Source organism: Bacillus sp. FSL R5-0654 (assembly GCF_038008745.1).
Classification (GTDB): Bacteria; Bacillota; Bacilli; order Bacillales; family Bacillaceae; genus Bacillus; species Bacillus safensis.
Genome location: NZ_JBBOZV010000001.1, coordinates 2,845,782 through 2,859,461 on the forward strand (window position 1 = coordinate 2,845,782; position 13,680 = coordinate 2,859,461).

General features: G+C 41.6%; 16 protein-coding genes. 1 reads left to right on the forward strand and 15 read right to left on the reverse strand.

The annotated features are described in order from the left end of the window. Positions 1 to 28 precede the first annotated feature (28 nt). From NSS76_RS14610 to NSS76_RS14660, 11 genes are read right to left on the reverse strand one after another with little or no spacing between them, the layout of a single operon-like run. The gene (locus NSS76_RS14610) at positions 29 to 1,240 is read right to left on the reverse strand and encodes a hypothetical protein (RefSeq protein WP_044332549.1); all 1,212 of its coding nucleotides are present in this window, start codon (positions 1,238 to 1,240) and stop codon (positions 29 to 31) included. A gap of 13 nt (positions 1,241 to 1,253) precedes the next feature. Beyond that, positions 1,254 to 1,637, reverse strand: coding sequence for a phage tail-collar fiber domain-containing protein (locus NSS76_RS14615; protein ID WP_024423249.1), 384 nt, complete (start codon positions 1,635 to 1,637; stop codon positions 1,254 to 1,256). Positions 1,638 to 1,648: 11 nt separating this feature from the next. Next, positions 1,649 to 2,572, reverse strand: coding sequence for a YmfQ family protein (locus NSS76_RS14620; RefSeq protein WP_122632086.1), 924 nt, complete (start codon positions 2,570 to 2,572; stop codon positions 1,649 to 1,651). Beyond that, entirely contained in the window at positions 2,556 to 3,605 is a 1,050-nt protein-coding gene (locus tag NSS76_RS14625) for a baseplate J/gp47 family protein (protein ID WP_025094224.1), read from the reverse strand. The genes NSS76_RS14620 and NSS76_RS14625 overlap by 17 nt, the downstream gene beginning before the upstream one ends. After that, a complete protein-coding gene (locus NSS76_RS14630; RefSeq protein WP_024423252.1) occupies positions 3,598 to 4,020 on the reverse strand; it encodes a DUF2634 domain-containing protein in 423 nt (140 codons plus the stop codon). The genes NSS76_RS14625 and NSS76_RS14630 overlap by 8 nt, the downstream gene beginning before the upstream one ends. A gap of 14 nt (positions 4,021 to 4,034) precedes the next feature. Beyond that, positions 4,035 to 4,301 carry a DUF2577 family protein gene (locus tag NSS76_RS14635; protein WP_024423253.1) on the reverse strand — a complete coding sequence of 89 codons (267 nt, stop codon included), beginning with the start codon at positions 4,299 to 4,301 and terminating at the stop codon, positions 4,035 to 4,037. Then, positions 4,298 to 5,308 carry an XkdQ/YqbQ family protein gene (locus tag NSS76_RS14640; RefSeq protein WP_024423254.1) on the reverse strand — a complete coding sequence of 337 codons (1,011 nt, stop codon included), beginning with the start codon at positions 5,306 to 5,308 and terminating at the stop codon, positions 4,298 to 4,300. Before NSS76_RS14640 ends, NSS76_RS14635 begins: the two co-directional genes overlap by 4 nt. Before the next feature lie 11 nt (positions 5,309 to 5,319). Continuing rightward, on the reverse strand, positions 5,320 to 5,988 hold the full coding sequence (locus NSS76_RS14645; RefSeq protein WP_206534369.1) for a LysM peptidoglycan-binding domain-containing protein: 669 nt from the start codon (positions 5,986 to 5,988) through the stop codon (positions 5,320 to 5,322). Then, positions 5,981 to 10,084, reverse strand: coding sequence for a transglycosylase SLT domain-containing protein (locus NSS76_RS14650; RefSeq protein WP_341082408.1), 4,104 nt, complete (start codon positions 10,082 to 10,084; stop codon positions 5,981 to 5,983). Before NSS76_RS14650 ends, NSS76_RS14645 begins: the two co-directional genes overlap by 8 nt. Continuing rightward, positions 10,085 to 10,222 carry a hypothetical protein gene (locus NSS76_RS14655; protein ID WP_095357030.1) on the reverse strand — a complete coding sequence of 46 codons (138 nt, stop codon included), beginning with the start codon at positions 10,220 to 10,222 and terminating at the stop codon, positions 10,085 to 10,087. Positions 10,223 to 10,263: 41 nt separating this feature from the next. Next, entirely contained in the window at positions 10,264 to 10,704 is a 441-nt protein-coding gene (locus NSS76_RS14660; protein WP_012011040.1) for a phage tail assembly chaperone, read from the reverse strand. Positions 10,705 to 10,888: 184 nt separating this feature from the next. Here NSS76_RS14660 and NSS76_RS19655 point away from each other — a divergent pair, with 184 nt between their 5' ends. Then, on the forward strand, positions 10,889 to 10,945 hold the full coding sequence (locus tag NSS76_RS19655; RefSeq protein WP_350223447.1) for a putative holin-like toxin: 57 nt from the start codon (positions 10,889 to 10,891) through the stop codon (positions 10,943 to 10,945). Positions 10,946 to 11,228: 283 nt separating this feature from the next. Here the strand turns inward: NSS76_RS19655 and NSS76_RS14665 are convergent, their stop codons facing one another. The 4 genes from NSS76_RS14665 to NSS76_RS14680 are packed head-to-tail and all read right to left on the reverse strand — an operon-like array spanning position 11,229 to position 13,678. After that, complete coding sequence (locus NSS76_RS14665) at positions 11,229 to 11,672, reverse strand: phage tail tube protein (RefSeq protein WP_024423257.1); 444 nt, start codon at positions 11,670 to 11,672, stop codon at positions 11,229 to 11,231. Between the two features lies 1 nt (position 11,673). Next, complete coding sequence (locus tag NSS76_RS14670; RefSeq protein WP_044332541.1) at positions 11,674 to 13,020, reverse strand: phage tail sheath family protein; 1,347 nt, start codon at positions 13,018 to 13,020, stop codon at positions 11,674 to 11,676. A gap of 3 nt (positions 13,021 to 13,023) precedes the next feature. Continuing rightward, positions 13,024 to 13,236 (reverse strand): hypothetical protein, encoded by a 213-nt coding sequence (locus NSS76_RS14675; protein WP_003212736.1) that lies wholly within the window; start codon positions 13,234 to 13,236, stop codon positions 13,024 to 13,026. Next, positions 13,223 to 13,678 (reverse strand): phage tail terminator family protein, encoded by a 456-nt coding sequence (locus NSS76_RS14680; protein ID WP_039180991.1) that lies wholly within the window; start codon positions 13,676 to 13,678, stop codon positions 13,223 to 13,225. The genes NSS76_RS14675 and NSS76_RS14680 overlap by 14 nt, the downstream gene beginning before the upstream one ends. Positions 13,679 to 13,680 lie beyond the last annotated feature (2 nt).

The following is a 13,680-nucleotide window of genomic DNA, read 5'->3' on the forward strand; positions in this document are numbered from 1 at the left end:
CACTTTCTTTTTCAAATTTCAAATAATCCTATCTTAGCTGTGACAAGGTAACATAAGCTCTATTTACCGTAATGGTTTTCCCAGTGTTTTTGGGTGTAATATAAAATGTTAATTTGTCTCCTGCTTTAAACTTTTGTTGAAGGTATAATACACATACACTTGATGAGACCACAGGATTCCAGTTACCTAATCGTTGAAATTCTGTACCATTCACATAACATGACAAAATGCTATCTGATCCAACAGGAATGTTATTGCTATTAAGATAAAGCCTAATTAAATACAGACCATTGTTTTTCAGTGTAATTTCAGCGCGCGAACGATTATACTCTCCTAGATCGTCTGATCTTGTATCACCAAAATTCAGTTTTGTTGGAACGTTTTCAACGGCTGATACAGAAGAATTATCGAGATCATACGTATCAACAAAAGAAGTATTATCCATATCCTCCTTTGTTAAAACACGTTTCCAGCCTTGCCACCCCAAATTTAAATCGAGATAGTTTGTATACATGTAATTGTTATAATCTATTGCTATGACCCATCCAAATGTACCTTTTCCATTACTATCTTGAGAAGTAAAATGATACATACCACGACACGATCTTGTTGTTGGGCTGTTTAATGCTTTACCTGTAACATAAAATGTTCCATGCCTTGGACCTAAAGAAACTACCTTTTCAAGTAAATCTTCACCATCAGAAACAGATAGAATCACCCCTCCATTATCCGCAGTAATCTTAGATAGTTGCCCTTCATTCCATTTATTTAAATCGTTTATACTCGGAAGAGGTGTCCAAGTAATAGTCGTATGCCCATGATTGTAATAAAAGCTGTATGCCTTCCCTGCTATATCTACCGCAAAGCCTGCCCCTATGTTATTTTGGCCTACTATTTGCATACCTCTTAGTGATATATTTGACGATGATGGAGAATCTTCAACTCCAGGAGCTGCGTAAAATGTACATGTTCCTTTATCCTTAATTGCATCAAATATTTTTGAGTCTGCTGAGACATTGATAAGCTGCATACCATTATCTGCAGTTATTTTATAGATTTGCGAGTCATTCCATTTTTTCTTTTCTTCATCCGATGCATGGAAGTTCATATCCTGAGTGTGACTTGTAAGCAGTTCTAACAGTCCATTGTCGTTTTCAAGCAAGGTTTGAACCATTTCATTGAATAAATCAGCATGAGCTTTGTCACTAGTTTCAAATGTTTTCGGTGAATTTATTTCCATTTAAATCCCTCCATTAATAAATATCATCAATCTCAAAAACAAATTCGATGTCGCCATCTTTTTGTTTGTCTGTCATGGTGCGGATGGCGGTGAATTTACCGTCTTCGTCGACAAGTGCTAGTTCGTTGATCACTTCTCCTGCCAGTTCTCCTTCCGCGATCGTGCAGGTGTAGCGGATTTTTGCTGGTTCCATAAAAGTAAACGAATCAATATTTTTTTGAACTAGTTCTTTTTTGAGTTTTTGTTCAGTGCCGTCTAGTGAGATCGGTTTTCCATCCTTCGTTCCCCCATTTCCAAAGGCCATTTTGACGACTTTTGTAAGTTTTGTTCCTTCGGCTCTTGCCTTTGCCATTTGTTGACGTGCATACAGTGTTGTTACAGTTAATTGATCAGCCATTGTGATCCTCCTTATAAATCTATTTTTTTAGAAGTTGCTGCTAGCATTTTTGATCCGTCCAGCGGAACAGATCCATCGAGAATCCAGTAATGATCCTTGATCAGTAAGCTTCCACCCTGCTCAGTTTGGACATGTACTGGCAGACGGAACGTCATCTTCTTCTTTGTTTGATGCTGGAGCTGATTTTTTGTGCGTAAAGTCAGTGCCTCTTTTTGCTTCGTTTCATGTACCGCTCCATTCATGACATAGTTCATGCGATATGCTGTTTCTGACTGATGTTGAAGCGGCATTCTCATGTTTAATGAGTGCCGAAAACGAGCAGGCACATCCGTTGTCCCTCTTGTTCCGCTGAGATAAAACGTACCATTTAAGACAAATTCACCATTGAGTAAAATTGGGATATGATCGAAAAAACCCACTCTGCTGCGCAGTGTGAGCCTCCCGTGATGATCATTTTTTTCTTGTACATCAGTATGATGAAAAGCCGTGAACGTATAAGCCAAGTGTGCGGGTTTTAACGTTTCAAGTATTTCTACAATATATCTCGTGTTTTGCAAATCATCTAGGTTCACACGTAAAGCGAAGTGATAGCGATTGGTTGTGAGACGGATGACAGCACTTGGATTCTTGAGAAAGCGATTGACTGATTTTTCTAATGAAAGGTACGTGATTGGGGGAATATTTGACATCATATTGAGTAAGCGTGCCCTGCGCAGTTCAATTGAATCATCTGATTCCCGCTGCACCTTCAGCATTCTTTCCCATCTATTCAATCCCCATGTCGCTGTTAGAGGAAAGAACTGATCCGTTAAGTCGAAAATAGATTCGTCCAATCCCTCAAATTCCGGTGCCTCTGTCTTGAGCAGGTGATCAACTTCATAAATCTCTGTAAAATATGGCGGCAGGTAGTTTTTCATTTCATCCTGTTTGCTCAATAACCTTCACCTGCCTAAGACGCGGAATCTCAATGTCCTGTAATACTAAGTTTTTCGACTCTCCATTCAATAACACATCTGCATAATCTGACACACTTTCTGAATGGTACAGAATATCATTTAAGGCGGACATTCGAATGGTACTCTTTTCAAATGCGATTGATTTCAACAGTGTCTTGACCTTTTCTTCTATTTCTTTCTGAGCGCCTTCAAGGGTCCAGTCCATTTGAAGTTCGACAGCCACTTCTATGTCGATATCCAGCCATTTGGCGCTTTCAACGGTTGCTTTCGAGCCTATAGGCGCTTGTCCTTCTCCTTCACCTGGCACTGGGTCGATATATTCCTGTACTCTTTTGACAAGAAGGTCTGATGCAACATCTAGATTGCCATCTGTGATGACAATTTTGACTGTCCCTTCTCCGTTCCAAAGCGGGAACACTTTCGCTCTGCCAACACCGGGCACTTCCTCAGCCCATTTTTTATAATGCGCCCTGTTGGCACTGACAGCCTCCCGCCTCGCACGTATTAAATATCGATCATATAAAGAAGCGTCATCTTCCTCCTCTTGACCTGGTATCACCAGTTCTTTCATCTTAATCGATTCAAGTCCTGGAATTGTATCAAGTGACAGCAGCGGCTGATCTGTTAATTGAACATTGCCGGCTTTACCAGGTGTCTCGCATTCTAGCGTACCATCCTTCGAATACTGGAAATAAACGTCTTCAATAAAAAAACGTGAGCCAGCTGGAATGTTGATATTGTTTGGCTGAATGACCGCTGACCAAACCGCTTTAGTGGCTGGTTTTCTTTCGATCCCTACTTCAGCAGCCCGCCGATCTAGAAACTCTCCTTGTGCTGTGTCTGCAAAGACCAGCTCAAACACTTGATCAAGCCAAATATAGGACTGGGCCAGTTCAGCGGCAGCAGGTGCCAAGGCATTCCAAATGACGCTGTTTTCTCTTTTATCTATATCATCTGGCAGTCTATCCAGCATTCTTTCCATTAATGCTTCGTACGTCTGTTCCTCAAACATCGCCCTCCATCACCTCCTCTATTTCTAATGTGCCCTCATCTGTGACAATCGCTAGTTTGACATGAAACGAGTCATTTTGTTTTGTGACCTCTAACTCTTCAATATGATCAATCCGTTCGTCAACGAGCAGTGCTTCCTCTAGCAGCCTTGGAATCTCCATTTCTTTGTATTCATCCGTAGCTTCTGTATCCGTCAACAGCTCCTGAATTTCAGTGCCAATGTCGTGGCTGTAGATAGGATGTGCATACCGCTCTGTCCTAAGTGTCATATAAATAAATTGCCGGATTGCCTCAATACCTGAAATGGTTTCGCCTGTCAGTCTGCCAGTTTCAAAATCTATTCGATACGTCGTTGAGGTTTCGACCTCTTCATCTTCTTCTATTTCCTCGATTTCTTCCTCTGGTGAAAGTGCCACGTTCATCACCTCCCTTACAATTTGTCGATGATGTAAAAGGACTGGCCTCCTGCCATTGCAAGCACCATAATACTGTCTCCCCTTTTCAGCTCATCATCCTCACCCTTATTTAAGCGCTTCGGCCAAATCAGTAATTCTTCTGGAATGATCAGCTTATGATTTTCATTTAATCGGATGCTCAGAGGGGAAACTGCCGTGACTTCTCCGATAACAAGATCAATTGGCGATTCTGCGTCTACTGCATTTACTGCTAATCGTTTAATCGCTTCACTTAATCTCACGCTTGATCACCCTTTGGCATGGAATTTTTCTCAACAACATCAATGGTCATGGTGTGTTTCACCCCACTGAATTCATGTTTGTCTTGATCGATCCAGTAAGTTTTTTTTACGTTGATTTCAGGAATTTTCAAATAGATTGGGAGACCGCTTTGCAGCTCAGGAATTCCTAGGGCTTGTATACTTTTGACTTCTTGTTTGACGCCTTTTTTCTCTGCCAGCCGTACTTTGGCTCTCTTTTGCAGCTGCGGCTGGTTGATTTGCCCAGTGACTGTCTCAACATGCTGTAAAATACCGTATTTATTCTGACCGGCTTTATCCTGTTCAATCACCACAATCTCGGATTTACTGCCTTTTTTCTTATTCTTCCCCTGTTCATCAGCTGACGTACGCATCTTGACACGAGTGGCTGTCTCTTCGATCGAGGTGCTGTATTGATAGCTAATGAGATTGACGCCTGATTCAATGACCCAGACGTCCTCTGGATCAGGCCAGGCTCTCAGTCCCATCTTGCCTTTAGCAGAATAGATTTGATAGTTTCTTCCTGTTTGCCGCTTCGTTTCTTTCAATGCTTTCAATATCATGTCATACAAGCTTGTATCATTTTTAAACACTAGTGATTTTATGACATGTCCTGTATTGGAGATGGAGGTCATTGGAATTTGAAAGTCAGCTCCAATCCGCCTTAAGATTTGATCTGCTCTTTGATTTGAAAAAACATAGACATCTTGGTTTTTCACCAAATATTGGAGCATATCGTATGCGGTAAAGGTCATCTTCCCTTCAACAGGTGTACGGGAAAAAACAATGCCTCTAAACAGCTCTTTTCCTTTCCATTTAAAAAGAACCGTGTCCCCTTCCGAGACACGGTAATATGTTTGACTGCCTTGCTTTGTGATAATATTTGCCTGAATTGAGCGAGGGGCTTGATACCTTTGCCCCTGAAGTGTCACACTCTCTGTGACAAGCTCATACATGGTGCCGCTTCTGATGGCAAAAAGCTCGATCAATGCCAGCCCCCCTATTGTGGTATTTTTAACCTTTGTCCAGGGAAAATCCAATGCCCCGGCTGCTTAATATTGCGTCTGCTACGTTTAATCATCGCTAATTTATTGGCATTCCAAATACGCCGCCATTTTGTACTGTCGCCATAAAACCTGCCAGAAATGGCCCATAGCGTATCCCCTTTTTTGACGGTGTACATTTTTGGTGGTGTTTTTGAAGGCCGCTTCTTTTTCGTTTGTTTTGCTTTTTTCTTTCGTTTGATTTTCCTAGGCGATGCGGTTTTATATTCCTTTAACTCGATCGTAAATTCACGATCTCCAATATCATATGCCCCTTCCTTGTGGGTGAAGCTTTCAATGCTGCACGTCATATTGATTTTTGTTCCAGTTACAATCAACCGAACAGATTTCTTTGAACGCATCATTCGTTCAATTTTCGCGATCGCATTCTCTGGTGATGGAATGTTTTTATATTCAGCAATCGGCGAATATTTCTTAGGAAATAATGAGGTGAATGATACTTGTTTAGCCGATGGTACGTCAATAAAGGTCAGTTCTCCAAAAGAGGCGACCTTTACCGTTTCATTTTGTACGTTATTTGTGATTTCGAGTTCGGATGGAAGGACAGGGAATCGCAACTTGTCCTTTCCTTGGGAAATCCACAATTGATACACTGATTTACCCATCAATTACGACCCCCTTCGTTCCTGTATGAATCTCTACTTCTAGTTCATCTACAAGCATTTGTTTAATTTTTTCGACTAGCGATTGCTGATCTTGTCCATTATGGAAATGCTGATCTCCATTGAATTGAATCGTGATTTGTTTATTACCTGGCGATGTTGTACTGCCAGTAGACTGAACTGAGGTAACTTGCTGCATCTGTGCTTCTGGTAAAGGAGCAGATGCATTTGATGGATCATATACTTGCATCCCAAGTGCTTTAGCTGCCTGCGTCAATAAATACCTTCCGCGAATGCCTCTTTCCTCAGGAATAATCCATTCGCGTTTATTTCCTTCACCGACTCTAGCAACCTGCTCTTGAGTAATCAATCCGCCATTTGCATAGCCTTTATAAGGGCCGCCTCTTCTCATACTTCGCAATCCCGGCGTGTTGAAGACTGTTCCATATCTTCCCTTAATGTAGTTAATGGCTGCTACGGCATTATGAATTGGGTTCCAAATGTCATTCATGCCTTTGCCTTTATTGGAATTAAAAGTCGGTCCAATGGTTTGCATTAAGCCTTTAGAAGGTGTTCCCTTTTTGGCGTTGGAATCCCATAAGTTGATCGCTCTCGGGTTTCCATTTGATTCATGCTGCGCGATGGTCATCAAACCAGGTAGCCAGCTCATAGATGTGCCAGTTGCCATGAGAGCTGCCATGAGCCATTGCTGAACACTAAGACCTGAAGCTCCCATACCGCTGAAGGCACCGATTAATGAACCAGCCTGATTTTCAGCAAATTTTTTCACATCAACTGAGTCAAGCCCTTTGACAACACCGATTGACGCAAATTTCCCAAGACTCATCATGACGCGTGAAGGGGAATGAATGTCTAATTCCTCTCTAAACGCCTGTTCTACTTTCTTCGCCATTTCTTTGGCCGCTTGAGTAACTTCGCTTCCTTTGGAACGCATGCCGCTGTTAAAGGCGTCAATCATTCCTGAACCCCAGCCTGGTGATTCTTGTTTCGCTTGCAGGAATGGTTGTTTAATGTTTTGATCTACGTATTGGCTCGTGCCAATTGATGTAGCATTTTGACCTGCTGCAAAACCACTAACCGTTCCAGAACCCCAAGTGGGTGATGCTGTCATGACTTGTTGGTAGGGTGCTTTTACACGACTTTGTAAAAAGCTATCTGTTCCTGTTGGTGTCATCTGCTGGCCATTTGCAAAGGCAGAAACCGTTTGCTGACCATACTTTCCTGAGTCTGATGTCAATTGACCAAAAGGCTGCTGAATATTCTTTTGTTTCCATTGATCAAGAGAGATGACTTTACGATTTAATCCTTGTTCAAAATCGCTATTAAATTGCTCGCCAATGCTAGAGGCTTGAATGTTCGCATTCAATGAGACTGATCCGCCTCCGCTCATTGAACCTACAGAAGATGATGGAGTTGTAGGAGCTGGGGAGCTTGACACTTGAGTTCCTGCCGCTCCGCTCGGTACAACAGACATTCCAAGTTGAGAAGCGGCCTGTGCAAGAAGCATCTTTCCGCGTCCTCGGTTATTTTGAGTTGGAATAACAAATTCGTTACCTGCTTCACCGACCCATGATAAGGTTGGCTGGGTGATATAACCGCCTGTGGCGTTATTATCAGCACCTCCAAAGACATGTTTCAATACAAAATCAACCCCACCGCCAGCCTTATCAAAAATCTTTTTGACCCAGCCAAACGCTTTAGAAAACCCATCACCAATAGCTTCTGCTACTTTTACAATTGGCTTTTGAATGTTGTCCTCAAACCATTTGGATAATCCATCCCATATATCTGTCACGACTTTATACGCTTCTTCAAACTTTTTACCGAAACTGTCTTTAATGGTTCCTACCGTATCTACAAGTGGATTCCACACATTTTCCATAAACCATGTCGATACAACTCCAAAGATTGATTGTATCTTTTTCCATGCATTTGATAATGCTGTCCAAATTCCTGTAGCGACTGTAACAACTGTGCTGCTTAGTGGCGTCCAGACGTTCTCGATAAACCAGCCTGCGACTGCACTGAACGTTTCTTGAATCCATGTCCATGCATTGACTAGACTTGACCAAATGGTCGTGGCTACTGTAACGACTGTACCGCTTAACGGCGTCCAGACGTTCTCGATAAACCAGCCTGCGACTGTACTGAATGTTTCTTGGATCCATGTCCAGGCGTTGACTAGGCTTGACCAGATGGTCGTGGCTACCGTAACGACTGTACCGCTTAACGGTGTCCAGACGTTTTCGATAAACCAGCCTGCAACTGTACTGAATGTTTCTTGGATCCATGTCCAGGCATTGACTAGATTTGACCAGATGGATGATGCTACTGTGACAACCGTACTGCTTAATGGTGTCCAGACATTTTCTGTGAACCAAGTCGCAACTGTTGACCAAACTTCAACAATTTGGTCTTTGATTTCAATGGCTTTTTGACCAATCTTTTCAAATCCGCCGCCATCAAACCATTTTCCGATCGTTTCACCGATAGATTCGCCGCCCATACTTCCAGCGATGCCGCCTACTAGACCACCGATGGCTGTACCTACTCCTGGAACTACGCTTCCAATAGCTGCACCTGCTGCTGCACCTGCCATTCCGCCGGCAATACCGCCTCCAGTCGTACCGATCTTTTCACCAGCATTCTCTTTTTTCATACCGATTAAATTTGTTGCGCTAAGTAAACCACCTAGAATAGGTACTTTCTTTAATAATTTACCGCTCCCTTTACCGATATTTTTCACCGCATCTCCTAGTCCACTTAACCCCTTGCCACCTTTCATTAGACCCGTAAGTCCGCCAACTGAAGCTGCGATACCCGCACCTTTCTTTAGACCACTAGGGATTTTTCCAAATAATTTACCTGCATTTGATTTCAGTTTCCCTAATTTACTTGGAGGCCTTCTATTCATTTCGGTTCTTGATGTGGCATTTGGATTTGTTGATCGTCTCGGTGAACGGCCATTTTTCGCTTTAGTAGATCCTCGGCTGCTTATACCTCTTGCACAACAAGGGCAACAACTACTGCGAAACAAACCTTTTCCACCTCGCGGCTTAGGCTGCGTTTTAGGAGCCGAATTAGATGGTGTTGATGTTGGTGCAGTTGTCGGAGCTGTTGTTGGTGCCGGAGTGGTACTATTGTTTTCACTTGATGGATCACTTGTACCAAAGAGGCGATCTAATCCAGTCTTCACCCATTGATCTAGTTTTTCTTCAGGATTAAATTTAATCTTCTCTTTAATTCTTCCGATCACATCTTGTTTGTACTCTTCTATTTTATTTTCAACCCAAGGAAGTGCTTTTTCATCCCAAAACTTTCTAGGACTCAATTTTTCCTTCACTTTGTCTGCAACGTCACCTGCATATTTTTGAATTTCATTTAATCCTTTATTGGCAAAGTTTTGGAGCCAACTCTGTTTAGGTTCATCCGTTTTAACTGACGGACTAGCAGTCTCAGGCTCTTTTTTTATGGTTTTTTCTTTCACAACAGACTCTGCCTGATCTCGTTTTTTCAGCTTACTTTTTGCATTGTCTTGAACTGACACTCTGATTTCGTGTTTGGACATTGTCAAGCTTTTGAGTGTCTTTTTGATTCGTTGAATTGCTGCGGTGGCTTGGTCAACCATGTTTAATCTCATATAGTACGTTCTGTTGATGAGCTGAAGGATTGATTTTTTGATTGATGATATTTTACCTGACAATTGATCGTTCAGTTTAAACGTCAGCATAATGGGACTTGTCCCCATTTGTTTCAAACGATCTATGTTGGATTTAATGACATTCAGCCCCTTCGCTTGAAAGGATATGACCAGATGATTTGGAATCATATTTAACTGATTGTTCAATGCTTTTAGATCCCGATAGATTCCTTGATCCAGCCTCATAGAAAATACTGAAACTTTCCGCAGTGATAAAGTGAGGTTTCTTAATTTCTTTTCATCCATTTCCAGACTTATTTTCACTGGTTTTCTAAATGGTTTGAGCTGCTTCTCAAACGTTTGAAATCGTTTTTGAATGCGTAATAACTTCTTCGACACCCGGTCTTCTAATTCAAATCGTGCTGTAAGTTTCGCCAATTATTTACCTCCTTTCTTTGCTTCTTTTTCTAGCATGTCTAGCTTGTAGCTGATGAGTCCGAAAAGGAATGCTTTGAACGGTCTTGGTGATTCGTATAATTCCAGGAGTTCAGATGGGGAGTAGTGAAGCTCGTGCATCGCGTAATATAAAAACACCGCTTCTTTATCCCCATCTTTTATTAGTTTTTTGCTGCTTCTTCTAAATCTTCAATTTCATCTTCGAATCCGTTGATTTCGATCGCTTTGTTTAACCAGTTCGCATATTCACCGCCTACTGACAGGACACGTTTTGCTACTTCAACTGGATCTTGTGTGCTGTAGGCTTCTCTTAATTCCTTTGAGCGGAAATCTGGATAAATCGTCGATTCAATCGCAATACGTGCGTAGAAGCGCTGGCTGTCTAAGTCTTTCACGCGTCCTCTGCCTTTGACATTTTTGAAGGTTGTGTTTTCTTTTTCCAATTCATCAATACGTTCAGTTGTAATAGCTTTAAAGACAAAAGGAATGACATTTCCTTTTTTATCAACAAAACGCTTAGAAATCGGTACTTTGACTTCTTCCGCTTCTACTGTTTGTCCTGGCATAAAAAATGAAAGATCAAATGTTTGTTTTTCACTCATGTTTAAAAACTCCCTTTGTTATGTTTTTTTGAATGCAAAAAAGCACATCCATTTTTGAATGTGCTTTCCAATCTTTTCATGTATCATTTAAATTGTACAAGTGAACGGCTTGCTCAAGGGCGTCTGGCTCATCCCCGATAGGAAGGGGGTGATGCATATGTCAACATTTGAAGCGATTTCCCTTATGCTTTTATTCGGGATGTTTATCTTTACTTTGTTGACGTATATAGACAAAAAATAGACTCCCCTTGAGCTGTGGAAGGTTAAAGGGAAGTCTACCTAAAGAACCTATTCGATAAGCCAGCCCCTTGAAGGGCCTCATTGTACATTGCCGGGATGTTAGAGCATCCTGGCTTCTTTTTATTTTATGCAAATTGCTTTGCAAGTAAACATATTTTAATGAATCGAATACAAGACGTTACCAGACGAAATGAAGACGGCATCAAGACGGTTGTATTACAACTGCATTATAGCATATTCAGCTGTTATTTAGCTAATTAATTAGCTAATTTCCTCCACTTTTCTTAGAATGTATTCTTCAGCTTTTCAGGCAGATCAAAGTCCTCGAATGTGAAAGGAACTTCTTCTTCAAGCGCCTCTGAATCAACATCTAATCCAGCGATTTTAGCAGAATCAAAGTTGACATCAAATAATGTCACACGCTCTGTGCCACGGCCTGATGATTTATCGTCAATTACCGCTTGTAGAGTGAAATATGGATCTTCTCCTTTTTTCACATAATTGAGCATTAATTGAACGAAACGGGACGTAACTTTATAGAATGTTGCCGTTCCTGTTCCGTTTGCTCCCGTTGTTTTATGGCCAGTCATTCGGCGGCCCATGACGTTGACTTCTGATTTGTTTTTCTCCACGTTTGCTTCGAAGGTTTTGATAAATGCAAGTTCCTCACCTTCTAAGAAAAGACGACCTTCTTTACCTGAAATTGTATTTTGTGCTTTAAAAGCCATCTTACTTCACCTCCACATTGAAATAGAATTTTTCTGCTGCATCTACTGGTTGAACCGCTAAATCGATGATAAATCCATCACGATCTTCATTGAGGCCAATTACGATATCTGTTTCTGAATTAAAGCCTGTAATGCCGCTGCCATCTTGAAGCTGTGTGAGATACTGGGTAATCAGTGTTTTCACAAGCTGCACTCCATCATCTGATGCTGGAATGTCATTGCCATTGGCTTTACGTAATTTAATCAGATTTTTTAATTCGAATGTTAAATCATTGTTGATCGCATCAAGCACACGAATGATTTTGTTTTTCGCCATTTGCTGGTTCTTTTCAGCTGTGAAGCTTGTCAAGGAGTTAATATCTTTTTCAACACTCACGGTACGATCTCGCGCATCAAAGGTGAAAAGGAACTCCCCTTGAGATAATCGGTATTCTACTTGATCATTGTCAAGGCGTTCTAATGTATCGACCGCTCCTTCGTATTCAACAAAGGTCAGTGACTGATTGAAATTTGCTCCGGCACTTGCACCTGCGACCCATGCTGTTGTTTGAGCAGGTGTTAGTTCGGTTCCATCTTCGAGTACAACACCGCTTGTCACATTGATGATTCCTTCTTGGTCAGCTGCATAATTCGCCACAACCCCTTGCACCTTACGTCCTTGCTTATCACGCAAACGCTCGATAAATGAAGCGAAGGTTGCTTTTAATTGCTCACTATTATCGACTGGAAGGGCAATGACATCGAAGTATTCTGTTTCTGCCGCTTCTAGGAAAGCTGTATAATCTGCGACACTTGCCACCCCGTTTTTCCCGCCGCTTAGTGCCACACCAGCTGTGATGACAGCTTCACCTTCACCAGAAAATTGAACGTATTTGTTTTTCACAAGATCTTTGACATCAGTGACAACCTGTTTATCCACAATGTCTGTTCCAAGATAAGTGATCACATCGCGTTTTGCGCTATCAAGTACATTTTCTGCGACTTGTACTGTGATCTCATTTCCTTTTTGGCCGCCATAATTTGCTGTGACGACAAAATTTTCAGCAATTTCGGCTTTGGCCGGCTCTCCTTCATTTAGGCGGTAAAGCAAGACTGTTTGCGCTTTTTTCTTTGCTTCACGGAAAAGAAGAAGTGACTTATCATCAATGTTGAGTCCAACCTTTTTATTTAAATCTTCCATATTTGAAACGGAAATAAAGGTTTTTGGTTCTCCCCAGCTCATCACAAGAGGAAGTGCCACCGTACCTCGATCGCCTAAAGTAATTCGCTGCTCTGCTGTTGTTTTAAAATTAAAGTAAATACCAGGACGCTTTTTCTCTGTACCTGGTGTAAAAGTGCCTCCGTTCATCCTTTAAACCTCCTTGGACAAAAAAGCATCAATGTGCTTTTTCGCTTCTGTTTTTGTAATTGGTTGATGTTTGATATAAAAAAGAGCCCCTTCAAGGATTTCTGGTTTGACCCCAAAAAGATCCTTACTGTGCTCCTTTAAGGCTTCAAATGAAAAGCCAAATTCTTTTTCTTCGCCGGCTGTTTGAGCGGGCTCTGCTTTTTTAGTCTTGCTCACGTTTGATCACCCCATCTGAAAAGTTGATATCTTCAAGGCTTGCCTGTTTGTCACGGTTGTACCAATAGCTGCTATCCCACGTCAGGACAATCGCTGCTACGCCTTGATCTATCATTCTTGTTTCCACTCTTTTTATGCGGACATAATCATCAAGCACCTCTCCGTCTTCACTCATCATCTGAATGATTTGACGATCAGCAAGCAATGCATCAACGATTGTTTCTGCCGCATCATGTGCTTTTTCTGTATCAATATGAAAGACTTTCACTTGCAGCGAATAAGATTTCATAAAGGTAGAGACCGTATCTGGACCACTGATTACTGTCACAGGCGGCACATAAACGGATGGCACTTGAAAGCGTTCTGGCAAAAGACGATCATACATTGTCACAGGAAAGTGTGTGTAGATATAATGCATGATTGCCCCGACTTCTTGATTCATTC